This window comes from Provencibacterium massiliense (assembly GCF_900169495.1).
GTDB classification, from domain to species: domain Bacteria; phylum Bacillota; class Clostridia; order Oscillospirales; family Ruminococcaceae; genus Harryflintia; species Harryflintia acetispora.
The window spans coordinates 1,061,419-1,079,438 of record NZ_FWCH01000012.1; the positions used below are offsets into that span (position 1 = coordinate 1,061,419).

The 18,020-nt window shown below is 61.9% G+C and carries 18 protein-coding genes; 7 read left to right on the top strand and 11 right to left on the bottom strand.

What is annotated here, in order from left to right:
- Window positions 1–348: 348 nt before the first annotated feature.
- From B5477_RS10190 to B5477_RS10215, 6 genes are all read left to right on the top strand, one after another.
- Window positions 349–525 carry a spore coat associated protein CotJA gene (locus tag B5477_RS10190; protein WP_242942183.1) on the top strand — a complete coding sequence of 59 codons (177 nt, stop codon included), beginning with the start codon at window positions 349–351 and terminating at the stop codon, window positions 523–525.
- A complete protein-coding gene (locus B5477_RS10195; RefSeq protein ID WP_132084398.1) occupies window positions 518–772 on the top strand; it encodes a spore coat protein CotJB in 255 nt (84 codons plus the stop codon). The genes B5477_RS10190 and B5477_RS10195 overlap by 8 nt, the downstream gene beginning before the upstream one ends.
- A gap of 3 nt (window positions 773–775) precedes the next feature.
- Window positions 776–1,414 (top strand): manganese catalase family protein, encoded by a 639-nt coding sequence (locus B5477_RS10200; protein ID WP_079699588.1) that lies wholly within the window; start codon window positions 776–778, stop codon window positions 1,412–1,414.
- Window positions 1,415–1,572: 158 nt separating this feature from the next.
- Window positions 1,573–2,238: a DUF2786 domain-containing protein gene (locus tag B5477_RS10205; RefSeq protein WP_079699589.1), complete on the top strand. Its 666-nt coding sequence runs from the start codon at window positions 1,573–1,575 to the stop codon at window positions 2,236–2,238.
- Window positions 2,239–2,243: 5 nt separating this feature from the next.
- Window positions 2,244–3,068, top strand: a complete 825-nt coding sequence (locus B5477_RS10210; protein ID WP_143533586.1) for an alpha/beta hydrolase — start codon at window positions 2,244–2,246, stop codon at window positions 3,066–3,068.
- The gene (locus B5477_RS10215) at window positions 3,061–4,173 is read left to right on the top strand and encodes an SLC13 family permease (RefSeq protein WP_079699591.1); all 1,113 of its coding nucleotides are present in this window, start codon (window positions 3,061–3,063) and stop codon (window positions 4,171–4,173) included. The genes B5477_RS10210 and B5477_RS10215 overlap by 8 nt, the downstream gene beginning before the upstream one ends.
- Window positions 4,174–4,206: 33 nt before the next feature.
- On the opposite strand, the gene B5477_RS10220 is transcribed toward B5477_RS10215, so the two are convergent.
- From B5477_RS10220 to B5477_RS10270, 11 genes are all read right to left on the bottom strand, one after another.
- On the bottom strand, window positions 4,207–5,421 hold the full coding sequence (locus B5477_RS10220; RefSeq protein ID WP_079699592.1) for a phosphopentomutase: 1,215 nt from the start codon (window positions 5,419–5,421) through the stop codon (window positions 4,207–4,209).
- Between the two features lie 22 nt (window positions 5,422–5,443).
- On the bottom strand, window positions 5,444–6,598 hold the full coding sequence (locus B5477_RS10225) for an alanine racemase (RefSeq protein WP_079699593.1): 1,155 nt from the start codon (window positions 6,596–6,598) through the stop codon (window positions 5,444–5,446).
- A 6-nt stretch (window positions 6,599–6,604) separates the two neighbouring features.
- Window positions 6,605–7,708: an aminotransferase class V-fold PLP-dependent enzyme gene (locus B5477_RS10230; protein ID WP_079699594.1), complete on the bottom strand. Its 1,104-nt coding sequence runs from the start codon at window positions 7,706–7,708 to the stop codon at window positions 6,605–6,607.
- A 90-nt stretch (window positions 7,709–7,798) separates the two neighbouring features.
- Window positions 7,799–8,716, bottom strand: a complete 918-nt coding sequence (locus B5477_RS10235) for a phosphotriesterase family protein (RefSeq protein ID WP_079699595.1) — start codon at window positions 8,714–8,716, stop codon at window positions 7,799–7,801.
- A gap of 34 nt (window positions 8,717–8,750) precedes the next feature.
- Entirely contained in the window at window positions 8,751–10,043 is a 1,293-nt protein-coding gene (locus B5477_RS10240) for a YhfT family protein (RefSeq protein WP_079699596.1), read from the bottom strand.
- A gap of 24 nt (window positions 10,044–10,067) precedes the next feature.
- Window positions 10,068–10,430: a DUF2620 family protein gene (locus B5477_RS10245; protein ID WP_079699597.1), complete on the bottom strand. Its 363-nt coding sequence runs from the start codon at window positions 10,428–10,430 to the stop codon at window positions 10,068–10,070.
- Between the two features lie 42 nt (window positions 10,431–10,472).
- Window positions 10,473–10,826 carry a PRD domain-containing protein gene (locus B5477_RS10250; protein ID WP_242942223.1) on the bottom strand — a complete coding sequence of 118 codons (354 nt, stop codon included), beginning with the start codon at window positions 10,824–10,826 and terminating at the stop codon, window positions 10,473–10,475.
- Between the two features lie 23 nt (window positions 10,827–10,849).
- Window positions 10,850–11,767 carry a GntR family transcriptional regulator YhfZ gene (gene yhfZ, locus B5477_RS10255; protein WP_159449002.1) on the bottom strand — a complete coding sequence of 306 codons (918 nt, stop codon included), beginning with the start codon at window positions 11,765–11,767 and terminating at the stop codon, window positions 10,850–10,852.
- A gap of 387 nt (window positions 11,768–12,154) precedes the next feature.
- Window positions 12,155–13,489 carry an enolase C-terminal domain-like protein gene (locus tag B5477_RS10260; RefSeq protein WP_079699600.1) on the bottom strand — a complete coding sequence of 445 codons (1,335 nt, stop codon included), beginning with the start codon at window positions 13,487–13,489 and terminating at the stop codon, window positions 12,155–12,157.
- A gap of 16 nt (window positions 13,490–13,505) precedes the next feature.
- The gene (locus B5477_RS10265; RefSeq protein ID WP_079699601.1) at window positions 13,506–15,230 is read right to left on the bottom strand and encodes an amidohydrolase; all 1,725 of its coding nucleotides are present in this window, start codon (window positions 15,228–15,230) and stop codon (window positions 13,506–13,508) included.
- A gap of 30 nt (window positions 15,231–15,260) precedes the next feature.
- Window positions 15,261–16,661: a YfcC family protein gene (locus B5477_RS10270; RefSeq protein ID WP_079699602.1), complete on the bottom strand. Its 1,401-nt coding sequence runs from the start codon at window positions 16,659–16,661 to the stop codon at window positions 15,261–15,263.
- A 470-nt stretch (window positions 16,662–17,131) separates the two neighbouring features.
- Here B5477_RS10270 and garR point away from each other — a divergent pair, with 470 nt between their 5' ends.
- Window positions 17,132–18,019 (top strand): 2-hydroxy-3-oxopropionate reductase, encoded by an 888-nt coding sequence (gene garR / locus B5477_RS10275; protein ID WP_079699603.1) that lies wholly within the window; start codon window positions 17,132–17,134, stop codon window positions 18,017–18,019.
- Window position 18,020: the final 1 nt, after the last annotated feature.

An 18,020-nucleotide genomic window follows, 5' to 3' on the forward strand; every position in this document is an offset into this window, starting at 1 on the left:
AAGTCAAGCGCCTAGCGAAATGTTTACAAATTTGCAAAATCTTGAGCCCTCCCCTGCGGCGTGAAAAACTTTCTGCGCCGCGCGCCGGACAAAGAGCAGGCTCAAAGCGTACGAAGCGCGCGCTTTCTTTCCATTTTCAAAATTCTTTCCATCCGGACAGGCACGCGCCAAGAGAACCCGCCCCGCGGCGGAGTCATAGACTACTAGTAGCAGGCGCGCTGCAATGACAAACATAGCGCCGCCGCGCCTTCACGGTACGGCGGTGGTCCATGCGCTTCCCGTCCGGGCGTGAGATCCAGCCGCAGCCCGGGCCAGGCGCTGACAAAATCCGCGAAAGGAGAAATCAATTTGAACGAAAGCAAAATGGATAACATCTTCCACGGCGAAGTGCCGCTGGCGATGGCCTATGTCCCCATGCAGACCTGGGGCATGCTTTACGAAAACGAGGTCGGGCTTGACCGCGGAACCATCTTCAGACAGCTCGACAAGCCCTTTTTAGGAGAGGAGGCGGTGCCCCGTGGATAATCGCGACGCAATGCTCAAGCGCGTACAGGTGTACGATTTCGCCCTGTATGAGGCGCGGCTCTTCCTGGATACCCACCCCACCTGCAAGGAGGCCCTGGATTATTATAACAAGCATCTCGAGATGGCCAAGGCCGCCAAGGATGAATTCGAGGCCAAGTACGGCCCGCTGATGGCGGAGAACAACAAGGGCGACTCCTGGGAATGGATCAAAGATCCGTGGCCCTGGGAAAACAACTGGGAGGCGTGACGTATGTGGACTTATGAAAAGAAACTGGAGTATCCGGTAAAGATCAAAACTGCCAACCCCAACATGGCGAAGCTGATTATCAGCCAGCTCGGCGGCCCCGATGGTGAAATGGGCGCCGCGACACGCTATCTCAGCCAGCGCTACTCCGCCCCCTGGGCGCAGGTCAAGGGTACCCTGACCGATATTGGTACCGAGGAGATGGGCCACGCTGAAATGATCTGCGCGATCATCCATCAGCTCACCCGCAACCTCACCCCCGAACAGATCAAAAACAGCAGCTTTGCTGCCTATTACACCGACCATACCACCGGGCTTTATCCGGTGGACGCCAATGGCGTCCCCTTCAGCGCTTCGACCCTTCAGTCGACCGGCGATACGGTCACCGACCTCAACGAGGACCTGGCTGCCGAGCAGAAGGCCCGGACCACCTATGAAAATCTCCTGCGCCTGGTCGACGACCCGGACGTGCGGGATGTCCTCAAGTTCCTGCGCGAGCGCGAAGTCGTGCACTATCAGCGCTTCGGCGAACTCCTGCGTATCGCCCAGGAGAATCTGGACAGCAACAACTTCTACGCCTTCAACCCCTCCTTCGACGTGCGCCGGCCGCAGCCGAGGAAGGGTACCCCCTACACCGGAGCCTGAATTTAATTAACCCTTTCAAAGAGCCAGTGCTTAAAAAGCACTGGCTCTTTTTATCAGGATAATTTCTTTTGATTCCATCGACTGTATACTGGAAAAAAGAAGCAAAAAGTGATAGAATAAATAAGATTTGGGACTATGCAACGTAAAGGAATTTAGCAATGGATATCAAAGATAAAATCAGTAAGCTGCTCGCCCTCTCCGAAAGCCCAAACGAGCATGAGGCCCAGCTGGCGCTGCAAAAGGCCAAGGAGCTAATGACCCAGCACCGGCTTTCGGTGGAGGACCTCACCCCGCAGAGCCGGGTGATCCACCGGGAAACCGACGTCACGTTCAGCAAACGGCGGGATTCCTGGACCCTGGCGCTGGCCGGAGTGATCGCGGAAAATTACTGCTGCCGCGCCTTCTCCCGGCGTCGCAGCGGCATGCAGACGCGGAAGGTCTGCTTCGCCGGCTTTCCCGCCGACATCGAGCTGTGCGAAAGGGTCTTTCGCTACGCGCTGGACTGCGTCAAGGGCTGGATCGCCAACACCACCCGGCGCAACAAGTCCCTCTATTCGGCACAGGAGCTCAGCGCTTTGTCAAACAGCTATGCCAAGGGCTACATCGCAGGGGTATACACCTCCCTGCGCAAGCAACAAAAGGATCAACAGGAATGGGGGCTGATCGCCTCCCCCCGCAGCGAAGTGGATGAGAGCGTGCGGGACCTGCGCACCGAGCGGGTAGCCGGGGAAGACGAGATTGTGAAGTCCATCTACCGCGTGGGCTTTAAAGACGGCGTGCAGTTCAGCGTTTCGGACAAGCTGGAAGGCCGCGGCAAGGAGTGAACGGCATGGAATACATCAGACAGGAAATCGTCCCCCATACCCCCGGCCGGGACCCAAAACAAGCGGCGGTGCTCGAAGGGTATCTCCCCGACGTGTCGCAGGAGATCGACCCCGGCCGCCTGCGCCCGGCGGTGCTGGTGTTGCCCGGCGGGGCCTACGCCATGACCAGCGAAACCGAGGGGGAGCCGGTGGCCCTCAAATTCGCGGCTGCCGGGGCCTGCGCCTTTTTGCTGTGGTATTCGGTGGCGCCCGCCCGCTTTCCCCAGGCGCTGTGCGAGGTGCTGGCGGCCCTGCGGCTGATCCGCCAAAACGCCGCGCTCTGGAACATCGATCCTGAGCGGGTCGCAGTCTGCGGCTTCTCGGCGGGCGGCCACCTCGCCGCGAGCGCCGGGGTCTTCTGGGACCGGGATTTTGTCAAGGAGATCCTCGGCCGGACGGGGCCCTCCCTGCGCCCGGACCGGCTGATTTTATGCTACCCGGTGCTGGGCGGGACGCAGTATACCCACCGCGCCTCGATGGAAAACCTGCTGGGGGAAAGCCCATCCCAGGCGCTGCCGCGGCAGATGGACCTCTACGAGCAGGTCGATGAACGGACGCCCGAAACCTTCCTCTGGCACACCGCCGAGGACGAGTGCGTCCCGCCGATGGGCTCCCTGCTCTTCGCGCAGGCGCTGCTTCGGCATGGGGTCGCCTGCGAGCTGCATCTCTATCCCCGCGGCGGGCATGGGCTGTCGCTGGGGAACTATCTGAGCGCCGACGAGCCCTTCTCCCCCCATGGGCACACCGTCTCCCAGTGGTTTGACAACGCGGTGCGCTTCCTCTATGAATAGGATCGTCCGTTTTCTGAAAACCGAGCCGGTGCTCTGCGTTTCGGCCGCGGCGGCTTTGCTTTCCATGCTGCTTGTGCCGCCCTCCCCCGCCTATTGGGGCTATCTCGACTTTCGGGTGCTCTCCCTGCTCTTCTGCCTGATGGCGGTGGTGGCGGGACTGCAGTCGGCCGGGGTATTTGAAGTGCTCTCCCAGCGGCTCTGCCTGCGCGCAAACGGCGTGCGGGCGCTGAGCCTCATTTTGGTGCTGCTCTGCTTTTTCTCCTCCATGCTGATTACAAACGACGTGGCGCTGATCACCTTCGTGCCCTTCGCCATCGGGGTGCTCGGGCTGACGGGGCAGCAGGAGCTGCTCATCCCGGTGGTGGTGCTGCAGACGGTGGCGGCCAATCTCGGCAGCATGCTCACTCCGGTGGGCAACCCGCAAAACCTCTATCTCTACTCCTTTTATGAGATGGCGCCTGGGGATTTCTTTTCGCTGACCCTTCCGCTGACCGGGCTGAGCCTCCTGCTGCTGGTCCCCTGCTGTCTGCTGGGAAAAGAGCGGCATTTAACAATCTCCTTTGCCGCCAAAGCGAACGTGACAGACCGCAGGCGGGCGCTCCTCTATGGCGTGCTGGCGCTCGTCTGTCTGCTGGGCGTCTTTCGTCTGCTGCCCTACCAGGCGGCGCTGGCGGCCGTCCTGGGGTGCATGCTCCTGTGGGACCGCCCGCGCTTTCGGGCGGTGGACTATGGATTGCTTTGCACCTTCGTCTGCTTCTTTATCTTCGTGGGAAACCTCGGGCAGCTCGGGGCGGTGCGCGCGCTCGTCTCGTCCCTATTGCAGGGACGAGAGCTCCCCGCCAGCGCGCTGATCAGCCAGGTGGTCAGCAACGTCCCGGCGGCGGTCATGCTCTCCTCCTTTACCGGCGACGCCCGCGCCCTTCTCGCCGGCACCAACATCGGCGGGCTGGGCACGCTTATCGCCTCCCTTGCGAGTTTGATCTCCTTCAAATTCTACTGCAAAACGCCGGGCGCCCGCCCGGGGAAATACCTGCTGGTCTTTACGGGAGTAAACCTCGTGTTTCTTTTGATTCTGCTCTGCTGCGCACAGCTGATGATATCCTGAAAAGGCGTGGGACACTTAAGTGTCCCACGCCTTTTAGCCAGTAATCTCCCGCAGAAAACTGATCCCGTTTTCCGGCGCCGAAACGCCGAAATAGTCCGCCGCCGTCGCCCCCACGTCCGAGAGGGTACCGCGCGTGCCAATATTCCCCGCGCGCACGCGCGGCCCCCAGATCATTAGCGGCACGCACTCGCGGGTGTGGTGCGGGTGCCCGATGGTCGGGTCGTTCCCGTGGTCGGCCATCACCACCAGGATGTCGTCCTCCCCCATGGTCTCCATCAGCTGCGGGAGCAGGGAGTCTGCAATGGTGAGGATGTGCGCGTACTTCTCCACATTTTCCTGGTGTCCGCTCAGGTCGGTCTCCTGCACGTTGCAGCAGATGAAGCCGTGCCGAAGCCCCTTCGCAATCTCGATGGTCCGGCCCAGCACCTGGGCGGTCTCCACGATCGAGATACTCTCCCCAAAGGGGTTCTGGATCACGTCCGCCGCCTTGCCCAGCAGCTTGACCGGTATCCCCTCCCGGCCCAGTATGGTGGGCACCTGCACCTCGGGGTCCACCCCGTAGCCGAGGTGGATACAGTGGTAGTCGTTGTCGTACACCCCCGAGCGAGGTGCGTTTACCCCGATGTAGCCGTCCTCCTTCTCCTCGATGGCGGCGAGGATGTTGTCTATCGTCACCCCCCGCCCGCCGAAGGTGATCACCCGCGGCACCACCGAGACCGCGCGCACCAGCTTGCCGATTTTTAAAACCTCGTCAAAGTCCAGCACGTCGAGCGCGGCGGTGACGTTGAAGGCCTGCCCGGGGTCGCACTCGATGTTGTCCGCCACGGTGAGAGCTTCTTCCACGATGAGCAGCCGCCGCTCCCCGCCGCCCCGGTAGACCTCGACGCGGTAGCCCGCCTCCTTGAGGGTGCGTTCGATCACGTCGATCTTTTCTTTGATCGGCTCGCCGAAGGGCTTCTTCGGGCGGGTGCCCATGATCTCCTGGTGGCCGAAGAAGGTGTCCGCCCCAAAGTGGGTCAGCTTCGCCTTGCCCCAGGTGGCCCCCTCGATCGGCTTCATCGCCGGCGTCTCCCCGCCCGCGATGTTCATCAGCCCCAACCGCTCGAGGGTGGGCAGATGGAGCTTTGGCTTGCGCTCCAAGATATGCATGCAGGTATTGGCGCCGGTGTCGGCCGGGCGCACCTGCGGCACGTCGTCCATCTGGCCGACGCCGAACCCGTCCAGCACGATGATAATAAATTTGCCCAAATTCTGGCCCCTTTCCTATCGGTCAGCCCCCGATGGGCTGGCCCTGCGCGGTGTATATTCCGCTGATCGCCGGTTCCCCCCGTGAAATCCCCTCCACCAGCGCCACCCGGCTGCGGGTAACGAAAATCTGGGTGCGGAAAGCCATGACCACGCTCTCGGACACCGGGCACTCCCCGCTCAGTCCGAAGTGGTAGTCTATGCTCTCGTCGGTCGGAGGGGTCACCCCGACGATCCTGCCGCTCTGCAGTCCCCCGATGAGCGCCTGGGACACATGCGAGCGCCGGTAATGCCCGCCGCCGTAGCAGTAAGCCTTCCCGTCAAGATTGTGCGAAACCTCGCTGAGATATACGATGGCCGGGATTTCCTCCTGGTCCGCCGCCGCATGCAGCGGGGTGGTGCCACTCAGGCCGTGCCCCGGCTCGCCGTGGGTCCCCCCGGCCGCGGCGATGGAGGGCAGGCTCTGGCAGCAGGTGGCGCTGGGCATGTTCATCTGCTCGACGGTAAAGCCCGCGCGCTCGAGCATCCCCTTGGCCGCGTGGATGGTCTGCAGGTTGTGGGTCGGGGCGATCTTTCGCAGCTCCTCATCGTAGAGGAAGCAGGGGAAGGTGGTCAGCCCCGCCACTGTAACGTGCTGGAGCTGGCGCAGCGCCTCCAGCGCCTCGGGCAAATCTTTCAGATAGAACCCGCCGTACTGCCCGGAATAGAGGGTATCCTCGGGATCGAGCACCCGCAGCAGCAGCCTTTGCCGCAGCCCCAGCCGCCCGCAGGCCGCGTCGGCCTCCCTGGCCTTCTCGATGGAGTAGACGGTCATGTAGTCCGGGCGGGCGGCGAGGATTTCTTCGAGCGCGCTCTTCGGTACCTGGACCAGGTGCCCCACATGCCCGATGTGGATTCCCGCCCTGATAAAGCTTTGCGCCTCCTCGAAGTCCACCGTCACCGCCCCTTCGTAGCCCAGCGCCGCCAGGCGGCGGGCGATCTCGGGATTGCGCCCGAGCTGCTTGAGCATATAATAGAGCTTGACGTCGCAGGCGTCCGCGCACTGCTTGATCTTTCTGGCGTTCTCGAGCAGCGCATCCATGTCGATGAGATAGGTGTCGGGCAGCAGCCCCTCCCCGTGCAGGCGGATTGCCGCCTCAACAAGGCCGGGATTGCGCCGGATGGTTTGTGTTAAAAACACGCCGCTTCAACCCTCTTTCGCTTCTTTGATTGCCTGAGAAAGGATGCGGATCACGGTATCCGCCCCGCCCCGCATGGGATTGATCCGGATCATCCGCCGCTCGAGCGCGGGGTCCTGCTGGCGGAAGGTGCCCGAGAGGCGGTAGAACATCGGCACGAACTCGTATTTTGACTCCGAGCCCACCGGGTGTGGCGCCCCGCCGCAGCCGACGGCGGCCTTCAGCACCTGCTGAGCGATCTCCTCGTCGAACTCGACCAGGAGCACCTTGCTCTGGGCGTTGGCCAAAAAGGCGTCCTTCACGCCCGCCACCTCGCCGGCACACAGGCGGCGCACCAGCTCGTCGGCCACCTCGCTCTCGATCGCCAACGCGACCGGCGCGTAGATCAGCCCGCGCAGCACCGCCATGGCCTCGTGCCCCTGCACCTGGCTGCCGCCCGAATAATTCCAGGCGCGCACCCGCTCAATGAGCTCATGCGAGCCGGCCAGCACCCCGACCCCCTCGGGGCCGAGGAGCTTGAAGCTCGAAAAGCTCGACAGGCTCGCCCCGCACTGCACCCCGATCTGCGGGATCTTCATGACGGCGTAGTTGTCGTCGGTGAGCACCGGCAGCGCGGGGCACGCGGCGTGGATCTCCCCGATCACCGCCCCGAGGTCGTACCGGTCGTCCGGCTTCTGGCGGGTGACCTGCACGAGCGCCCCCCCGATATCCGGGTTCCCGCGCAGCACCCGCGCGATCTCGCCGGGGGTGTTATAGTCCGCCTCCACCGGCCGCAGGTTCATCGTCTCGATGGTGACCTTGGTGGTGGGATAGATGGGCGCCTTGTGCACCAGCAGCTTTCCGCCGTTATGCATAAAGCTCGTCAGCCCCCAACGGATGGCCCCGGTCCCGGCCCCGCGCACCAGGGTTGCATCCTCGGCGCCGAACACCTCTGCGATGACCTGTTCGGCCTTGTGGGTGGCGACGGGGCGGTTGAGCCCCTCCGACACGCCGAGATCGCCGAGGGAGAGGACCGCCCGCCCGTCGAAATGGCGGGTGACGGCGTCCACGACCCGGAACTGAAGCTGTTTGGCCTCCTCGAGACTGACGGAGTGCAGCGGGTAAGTCTTCATCTGGAATGATCCCCCAATCCTCCCGCATGAGCGCGGGCTTCGTGAAGGGGCGCCAAGCGCTCCCAAAGGAACCGCCCGGCGCCCGATTCGTCACTCTCCCTGCCGGATATCCAAAATCCTGGCGGGATTTTTGCACAGTAATTTGTCGAGCGTCCCCTCGTCCACCCCGCGCTCACGCAGCATGGGCAGGAAGTACTGCAGCACCGCGGTGTAGCCGCGGCCGCCCTCCTCGGTGAGGTAGGAGCGCCTTGAAACGTCCTCGCTGAGCAGCAGGTGGTCCTCATACCCCGCTTCGAGCAGCTTTAGCAGGTCGTCGGCGCGCGCCTCGTCGCTGAGGTAGGACAGCTTCCCCACCGTGTCGATGGCGAGGTTCACCCCGCGCGCAAGCAGGCTCTTTTGATATTCGGCGTCATGGCTGAGATCGGTGTGCCCGAGGATGACCTTATCCGCCCCCATCCCCTGCGAGAGGAACAGCTCGATCTGCTCGTGGCCGAGCCTGCCCATCTGGCAATGGGTGCTCACCGCGCAGCCGCATTCGGCCGAGGCCATCCCGGCGGCCACAAGGACCTTTTCCTCAGAGGGATAGATTTTCTCCTCCGAGGTGGCCACCTCGGCGATCAGCCCGGCGCGAATGCCGGTCTCCCCGATCCCCTCTTTGACCTCGCGCAGAAAGAGGGCGCAAAGCTCCTGTGCCGGGGCGGTCTTTACCCACTCGCTGTGGTACTCCTTGAGGTAGAAGCCGGTGGAGCAGACGATCTGCACGCCGGTTTTTTCCGAGAGGCGGCGCAGAGCCAGCACATCCCGGCCCATGTCGTTGGTGGTGACCTCGACGGCGCTGCGGCAGCCGAGCGCGCGGGCCTTTAAAAGCTCCCTCTCCACCTGCCCCATGTCCTCGAGCACCGAGTAGTCGTCGTGGCGCACCACGCGCAGATCGACCGCGAAGTGCTCATGCGCCATGGTGACCCCGAGCTGCTCTTTCTTGATATCTCCGGTTACGGTATGAATCATGGAAAACCGATACTCCTTACGCGAAGCGTTTATACTAGGCGATCGGGACGAAGAGCCCCAGCACGCACAGAATGTTGAGAATGATACCCGTCGCAATGGCGGCGACCGGGCCGATGGCCATCTTCATGATCCGTCTGCCGGTCATCTCGTTGATGAAGTAGATCATCGCGCCGATGAAGAAGCCGGTGTAGCCGCCCATCTTGACGACGGCGTTGATCGCGCCGATGAGCAGGGCGAACTCCATCACGGTGGTCATCGAGGAGCGGATGCTGTCCGAAGCCTCGCGGATGGACGGGAACTTTCCTAAGAACTTGCCGATCAGGCCGAGCAGCATGACCTCGACGAGGATCATCAGAGCGCCGCCGATGGCCGCGAAGATCGGGTTGGGCATGAGGTAGCCGATCGGGTAGACGAAGGTGAGGCCGGCCACGCCGTAAACGCCGGTGGTGATGGCGGTGGTGGCGATCAGCGGGATGAACCCGAGGCCGCGCATGAACTCGGCCAGGGCCGCCTGGCTGACCAGCGCGTTGTTGCCGGTCTTGTAGGCCTCGGCCAGGGTGTAGATCGAGACCTCGCTGCCCGCGAAGACGCCGATGTTACAGGCGACCGCGATAAAGGCGCCGCCGATCATCAGGAACACGACGTTCTTGCGGATACGCGCGATGCGCTCGGTAAAGACGTTGTCCTCCTCCTCGTTCTTCGGGAGCTTGCTCTGGGTATCCTTCGCGATGGCGAAGATGATGAGCAGCAGCACGCCGACGAAGATCTGGATGGACTCGACATAGATGGTGGTGAAGCGCACAATCAGGATCCGCACGATAAAGGTGATCGCGGTGGCGGTGACGCCCTTCTTGGCGCCGAACTGCATGAAGATGGCGACCAGCGGGAAGAGCGCGAAGCCGGAAACCACCGGGTCGCTCAGGGCGCCCATCGCGCCGATGAAGTCAACCGGCAGCGAGGTGAGCGCGGTGTTGATCAGCCCCAGCGCGGAGACGGTCAGCGCGCCCCACGCGCCGCCAAGCAGCGCCGCGAGCCACTTGCGGTTGGCCACGATGCCAAGGATATCGGTGGTCAAGAACAGCAGCCAGGGGTTGAGAATACCGGTGGCCACGGTGTGGGCGATACCGACCGACGCGATAAAGCCGACGCTCAGGCCGAAGGCGACCGAAGCCATCTCTGGACGCTTCATGCGTCCCTCGATAAACTCCGGCAGTACCGGGCGGATTCCGTCATGGAATACCGCGACGCCCAGATGTGCCATCAGGGCGGTTGCCGCGCACAGCAGCGTGACGACGATGAGATTCAGTGCCGAAAATTCAACTGTCATTGCCTAACCCTCCCAAAGTTTCTGTTATTTCTGATGTTCCAGCAGCGCTTCCACCAGGACGGGGATGGTCCCATCAATCGAATCCACTGCCAGGCCAAAAGCGATTTTGCCATCGCTGATGAACTTTTCCACCTCTTCTTTTTTCGCCACATGGCCGTTTTTGGCCACCGTGCAGCATTTGGAGTAGCCGATCATTCCGATGAGGATCGAAATCGCCGCGCCTCCCCCGCTCTCACAGCCGCCTATGTAGTAATCCACCTCGCCCTTCTTGAGCATGGGGACCGCGCCGATGTCGGTGGTGATCACCGTCTCGATCTTCCCGTCCGACGCTTTCTTGATCGCGGCTTCCATCTCGTTTTTCTTCATCCCGCCGATCGCGATTTTCATATGGATTCCTCCTTTATCAGATGGTAATTCCCTGCGTCCCGTTTAACTTTCAAGCTGGCTGAGCACCTGCACAACATGTACGAGGAAGAACTGCCGCTCCTCCTCGGGGAGCGCCGCCGTCAGGGTCTCGAGCAGCCGGGCAACGATCTTTTGCGCGCGCTCATACTCCGGTTCCTCGGCCGCCTGAGCGTACACCTCGGGGTCGAGCGGCTCGACCGCCTCGCCGGTGCGCACCCGCCGCAGCGCGGCACCGATATGGGTGATCATCACCCCGGCGTTTTCTTCGGTGAGGGCGATCCCGAATTCATCTTTGAAGAGCCGCACCACCGCGCACAGGTCCTTGTGCTCCTGTTCGCTGGAAAGGCCGCACTCCTTCATGATGTCGATCCGCTCCATGATATCCAAAACAGTTCCTCCTTTTAATAGTGCGGGGTGATCTTCCCCTCGAGCACCTCTTTTTGGTAGAGCAGCACGCTCTCCCGCTCGAGCAGCCGCCGCAAAAGATGGTAGACCAGTTCGTTGTCCCTGCGGCAGATGACCACCGCCTCGGTGTCCACCACGCTGAACATCCGGTCGTCCAGCAGCTTGTATTTCAGATGGTTGCCCACCAGGTCGATGTCGTCCAGATTCCAGACCGCCGCGTCGATCTTGAGCGTATTGAGGTAATGGATGATCTGGTTGTAGATCAGCGGCACGTATTCCACGTCGCTGCCGCCAAAGTAGGCGCGGGTCAGGGTTTTCTGGTCCACCGAGGTGTTGTCTACCCCCACCCGGTGGATCCCGGTCTTGTCGTAGTCCTCCCGCACCAGCAGCACATGCCTGCCGACATAACTGTAGTGGCCGAAGTTTTCCACGATCCTCACCGGCTCGCCCCGGTCGATATAATATTGCGCGGTCAACTGCGACATGACGGCAAAGTCGTACCTTCTTTCCGCCAGGCCCTCCAGGCGGTGGTCGGAGCCGTGCATGAAGGCGAGAACGGCACTGAGCCCGCTGTTTTGCAATGTTTCATAAATCCCGGTCGCCAGCCCCTCGTACTTCTTGGAATAGGGCAGCGGCATGACCCCCACCAGGGTCTGGACCCCGGCGAACTCGATCAGCTTGATCCGGTCCAAAAAGGTGAGAAAGGTCCCCATATGCCCCCTGGGCTGGAGCGTGATCGCCCCCTCCTCGCGTAGCAGGGAAAAGGCGGTCTGAACCGTACCCCGCGAGACGCCGTAGCGCTCGGAGAGCTCGACCACCGTGGGCACGCGGTCCCCTTCATCGAGCGCGATGAGCTCGGCGGCAACCTTCTGGGTGATGATCCCCACCTTTTGAATGAGTTTTCCTTTCTCCACTGAACTTCCTCCCTGTGACATCCGCTTGAAAGCTCAATATACGAAATTTTGTATTTTTCGCTTTCATCATATCATCGGTTTTCTGGAATTGCTAGTGGCAAAGATTCCAAAAGCAACGCCGCTTTTTGTGCGAATCAACTATTTCTATTTACAAAATACTGTTAAATTTGTACGAAATAGTTTATCTTTGTATTTTCATTATATGCCCTCCCCCGCACCAGCATGCCATCTATTATACTGAATTTATTTTATTTTGTAAATTCAATTTATGCCGTCACAGTTTGTCCATAATTATATGGAAAATTATTTATATTTCCGTCTGAAAAAGACGAAAAAAAACGCCCGGCCAAAAAATTTTTTGGTCGGGCGCGAGGCTCTTTACTTTTTTCAGCGGACCAGGCAGGGCCGCTTGGGGTCGAAGGTCCAGCCCGGGATCAGATACTGCATTGCCGCCGCATCGTCGCGGTCGTGCCGCCCGAGCTTACAGTAAAGCGCATGGGCCGCCAGAATCCGGTCCATGTCGGCCTCTACCCCGAGTCCCGGACGGTCCGGGAGTTCGATATACCCGTTTTTAATCTCCATCGGCTCCCTGGTCAGGTACTGCCCGTCCTGCCAGATCCAGTGGGTGTCCATCGCGGTGATTTCGCCGGGAACGGCCGCCGCCGTCTGGGCGAAGATGGCCAGCGAAATGTCGAAGTGGTTGTTCGAGTGGCTGCCCCATTGTAATCCGAAATCCCGGAGCACCTGGCCGGCGCGCACCGACCCCTCCATCGTCCAGAAATGCGGGTCGGCCAGCACAATGTCCACGCTGTGGGAGAGGACGCTGTGCCGCAGCTGCCGCCAGTCGGTGGCGATCATGTTGGTGGCCACCGGCAGTCCGGTCTGCCGCTTGAATTCGGCCATGATCTCCCGCCCGGAAAAGCCCTGCTCGCCCGAGCAGGGGTCCTCGCAGTAGGAGAGGATCCCCCGCATCCCGCGGCAGAGTTCGACTGCCCGCCGCAGGCTCCAGGCCCCGTTCGGGTCGATGTTGATCCGTGCGGCTGGGAATTCCCTTTTGAGCAGGCGCACGGTCTCCATCTCCCGCTCGCCGTCTTGCACCCCGCCCTTGAGCTTCAAGCATTCAAAGCCGTAGCGCTCCTTGGCGGCATGCGCCTGCTCCAGGATTTCTTCCGGCTCGAGCGCTTTGCTGCGGCGCTGGCGAAACCAGCGCTCATTGCTGCCGCGCTCATCCAGATAGGGCAGCGGCGTGCGGCCCTTATCCGCCACATAGAAGAGGTAGCCGAGGGTCTGTATTTTCTCCCGCTGCCGTCCCCCGCCCAGCAGGGCGCTGACCGGCAGGCCCATAAACTTTCCCAGCAGGTCGAGCAGGGCGCTCTCCACCGCCGTTTCGGCGTGGACGACGAACTGCAGCTTTTTAAGGTCCAGCCCCTGCAGCCCCTCGCCGTCGCCCCCTTCGTGCAGGCGGCCAAGGTCGCGCAGAATCTCCTTATACTCCCCGACCGCGCGCCCCACGACCAGCTCCCGGCTCCCTTCGAGCGCCGCAGTGATCGCGTCCCCGCCGTGCACCTCCCCGAGGCCGGTGTTGCCCGAGGAGTCGGTGAGCAAAACGATGTTGCGGGTGAAAAAGGGCGCGTGGGCGCCGCTCAGGGTCAGCAGCATGCTGTCATAGCCCGCCACCGGGATGACCTGCATATCGGTGATGATGGGGGTTCCTCTCTCCATTTGTCCGCCTCCCGCGTCACTTGGATTCGTAAACGATCTCGCCGTCGAAGACGGTGCGCAGCACCCTGGTGCGCTCGATCATCAACGGGTCGCAGTGGAAGATGTCCTGACTGAGCTCCAGAAAATCGGCGTACTTTCCGACCTCCAGGCTGCCGAGCATATCTTCTTTAAACATCGCGTAGGCCGCGTTGATGGTGTAGGAGCGCACCATCTCGAGCACCGAGACCCGCTCATCCGGCCCCAGCAGCCATTTGGGGTCATCGGCGTCGGTGATCGGCTCCACCCCGTATTTTTCGGGCGAATAGAGGTTGCGGGTCACCCCGGCCTCGATCGCCTGGAAGGGGTTCGGGTCCACGGTCGAGGGCTCGTCGGAGGAGTTGGTCACGACGATCCCGGCCTCGAATAAGCTGCGCAGGGGGTAGACCCGCTCTGCCCGCTCGGGCCCGAGCATGGGCAGCAGCTCCTCCTCCCAGACCCCCGGCTCCTTGAAATGCCAGAAGGTCTGCACCGCGGCGGTGCAATGAAGCGCGGCCAGCCGGGGGATGTCCCGGGGCTTTGTCACGTCGAGGTGCGCGACCCCGGTGCGCCAGTCGCCCTCGCCCGCCTCACGCTGCGCCTGCCCGATGCAGTCGAGCGCCACGCTGGTGCTCTCGTCCCCGATCGAGTGGATGTGGATTTGCAGCCCCCGGCGCAGCGCGCCGAGAAAGGCGGCGGCGAGCTTTTCGCGCTCCCACAAAAAGTAGCCGCACTGCGCCTCTTCGCCGGGCGCCGCATTGCTGTAGGGCTCGGAGAGGTAGGCGGTCCCACCGCCGGTGGTGCCGTCGCCAAAGAACTTGGCCACCCGCAGATCGAGCCGCTCGGAGCGGTACTCCTCCCGCTTTCTCGCGATGTAATCGAGCTGCTCACCGATCTCCCGCTCGGGGTAGACCGTCAGCGAGGCGCTCACCCGCATCTTGAGCTCCCCGCGCCCGTCGAGCTCATGCATGGCCGCGACCGGGTTCGGGGTGATCTGCCCGGACATCGACATCATCCCGGTATAGCCGAAGCGGTGCATCTGCTCCTGATAGGCGCGCAGCGCGACCATGTCCTGCTCTTCGCTGAAACGCGGGCGGGGGATCTCCACCCCCTGGATGTCACAGATCGTCCCCCAGAGCTCCCCGTCTTCATCATGGTGGATCACCCCGGACGCGGGGACGGTGTCCCTCTCCACCCCGAACAGGGAGAAGCCCTTGGAATTGACCCACCAGCTGTGCCCCTCCATCGCCTGGATGACGATGGGCTTATCCTTACAGACCTCGTCGAGCCACTCCTTTTTCGGACCCCGCCAGTCCCCGGCGATCTTATTGGAATAGCCGAAGCCGAAATACCGGTCCATCCCGGGATGGGCCTCAATGAAGTCCCGGGCGGCCGCGACGGCCTCCTCCTTCGTTTCGGCGTCCCCCATGAAGATGGTAAACATTTTCTTTTCCAGCACGCCCGGGGCGTGGGTATGGGTGTCGATCATGCCGGGCAGGACCGTGTGCCCGCAAAGGTCGTGCAGCCGGGTGCCCTCGCCCCGCAGGGCAAAGACCTCCTCCTCGCCGCCCACCGCGGTGATCCGCCCGCCCTTGACGGCCAGCGCTCCGGCCGTGCGGTTTTCCTGATCAATTGTATAGATGGTCCCGCCGAACCAGATGTCGTCTGCCGGCCCGGGAGGTCCCGGCAGCGGCCTGGGGCTTACGTATACCCTGTCTTGCTCCATAAAGAGCCCCTCCTTTCCAAAGGTGCGCGATCATGCCCAGCCGGTCAGCACTGCGAAGACCAGCGAAGCCGCTCCGATCAGCACCCAAATTCCCACCAGCGGGATAATGAACTTGACCCACTTGCCGTAGGGCACGCCGGACATTGCGATACAGGCCATGGTGGTGCCGCCGGTCGGGATGATGATGTTGGACAGGCCGTCGCCGAGCTGGACCGCCCAGCAGACCGTCTGGCGGGTCAGGCCGAGCACGTCGCCCATCGGGGCCATGATCGGCATGACGACGTAGCCCTGGCTGGTGGAGGCGGGGGCGAGGGCGTTAAAGAAGAAGTTGAAGATGAACATCCCGACCGCGGACACGGTGCCGTGCACCCCCATAAGAGGCTTGGTCAGGTAGTAGACGATGGTATGGATGATGTTCCCCTTGGCGAGCACCACCGAGATGGCGCTGGCGAAGCCGACCATCATGGTCGGGATGACCACGGCCTCGGCCCCCCGGGTGAAGGACTGGGCCATCTCGTTGGGGGACATGCGGCTGATGAGTCCGGCGAAGATCGCCTGCAGGAACAGGATCCCCGACAGCTCGGCCACCCCCCAGTCGAAGGCGTTGACCGCCCAGACGTAGAAGCCGAACGGCACCAGGAAGCCCACCAGGGTGATCCCGTGGCGCAGGGTGAACTCCTTCTCCTCGGGCACGCCGTCTATCGCCACGTCCTCCTTGAGGATCCCGGTGACCGAGGCCGCGGGGTCGCGCCGGATCTTGCGCATATACCGCACCATGAAGACGAGGGTCACGATCCCGATGAGCATGCAGACCACGAAGCGCAAGGTGAAGCCCGAGAAGATGGGCAGCCCGGCGATGATCTGGAAAATACCGACGCTCCAGTACCCCACCGGGGTCGGCGAGAAGCCCGCCATGTTGGCCACGAGGGTGAGCATCAAAACGCAGATCGCGTCCAGCTTGAGGCGTTTACAGAGCATCATCACCAGTGGGATGAAGACGACCACCTCGTTGTCAATGACCTGCAGCGCGCCCAGCACGAAGAGCAGGATGAAGAAGAGCACCGGGGCGATCAGCTCCTTGCCCTTGCTGCGGCGCAGGATGGCGAAGATGGCCGCGTCGAAGGTGCCGGTGTCGGTGATGACCTGCACGAAGCCGCCGGCGAGCAGGATCAGAAACGCGGTGGACGAGGCGCGCGCCAGCCCCCCGTAGATCGAGCCCGCGAAATCCATCAGGCTGACCGGCGAGCTCTCCACGAAGGTGAAGGAGTTCGGGTCGATCAGGTCGGGATTGTTCGGGTCGGGCTGGTAGCTGCCCGCGGGCAGGACGTAAGTCAGGATCGCCGCAAGCACGATGAAGCCGAAAATCAAAACGAAGGTATTCGGCAGCGCAAACTTGCGCTTTTGTTTTGCCTTGGTTGCAGGCTGGGCCATAGGTACTTCCTCCTCTTGCAAAAATAGCGGTGCTATTTTCAGATTTTTTGGCCGGTCCCCGGCCGTGCGCAATACGAGCTTGCCTTCATTATAGTGACTGGCCGCGCTGAAAAACAATTGACAAAAAACATGAACTTGCACCCGGACTTTTAATAGAATGGTGAAGCGTTCAAATTTTGAAACAAATACTTTCAAATATCATTTCAAAACCTTACAACATGATCAGGCATACGCTTCCAGGGCCTTCCGCCCTCCTTCTGCCGGTTTACTGATCTGCAAGAATTTGAAAGAAAAATGAACGATTATTTTTCAGTTTTTGCACTGTCATGCAGGATGTTGCAAAAGGGAATGCAACTTCGTTCCTTTTGTCAATAGCAATGGCGGGCGTTTTCTCCTTATAATATGGATAAGCGGGGGACGCGAGCTACCCTTCCCCGAATCTGAAACCGTAATTTTAAGGAGGATTCGCTATGAAAATAGGACTGATCGGACTGGGGATCATGGGCAAGCCCATGGCCAAGAACATGCTGAAGGCGGGGTACGACCTGACCGTTTACGACCTGAACGCCGCGGCCGTCGAGGAGACCGTCGCCGCCGGGGCCAAGGGGGCGAAAAGCCCCCGCGAGATCGGCGAAATGTGCGACGTGATCTTGACCATGCTGCCCAACAGCCCGCACGTCAAGGCGGCGGTGCTCGGCGAGGGCGGGGTGATCGAGACCGTGCGCGCGGGAACCGTGCTCATCGACATGAGCAGCATTAACCCCATCGCCTCGCAGGAGATCGCCGCTGCGCTCGCCGAGCGCGGCGTCAAGATGCTCGACGCGCCGGTCAGCGGCGGCGAGCCCAAGGCGATTGACGGGACCCTCTCCTTCATGGTGGGGGGGGACCAGGAGGTCTTCGACACCTACAAGCCCCTGCTCGAGACGATGGGCGCCAGCGTGGTGCGCTGCGGCGAGGTCGGGGCCGGGAACACCACCAAGCTCGCCAACCAGGTGGTGGTCGCGCTGAACATCGCGGCGGTGTCCGAGGCGCTGATGCTCGCCAAAAAGGCCGGGGTGGATCCCCAGCTCGTCTTCGAGGCCATCCGCGGGGGGCTGGCCGGCAGCACCGTGATGGACGCCAAGGCGCCGATGATGATAAGCGGCAGCTTTAAGCCCGGCTTCAAGATCGACCTGCACATCAAGGATTTGCAAAATGCCATCGACACCGCGCACAGCGTGGGGGCTCCCCTGCCCATGACCGCCTCGGTCATGGAAATTTTACAGAACCTGCATGCCGACGGCTGCGGCCAGGAGGACCACAGCGCGATGGCCCGGTACTATCAGAAGCTGACCGGCACCGCGATTGGCCGGGACTAGG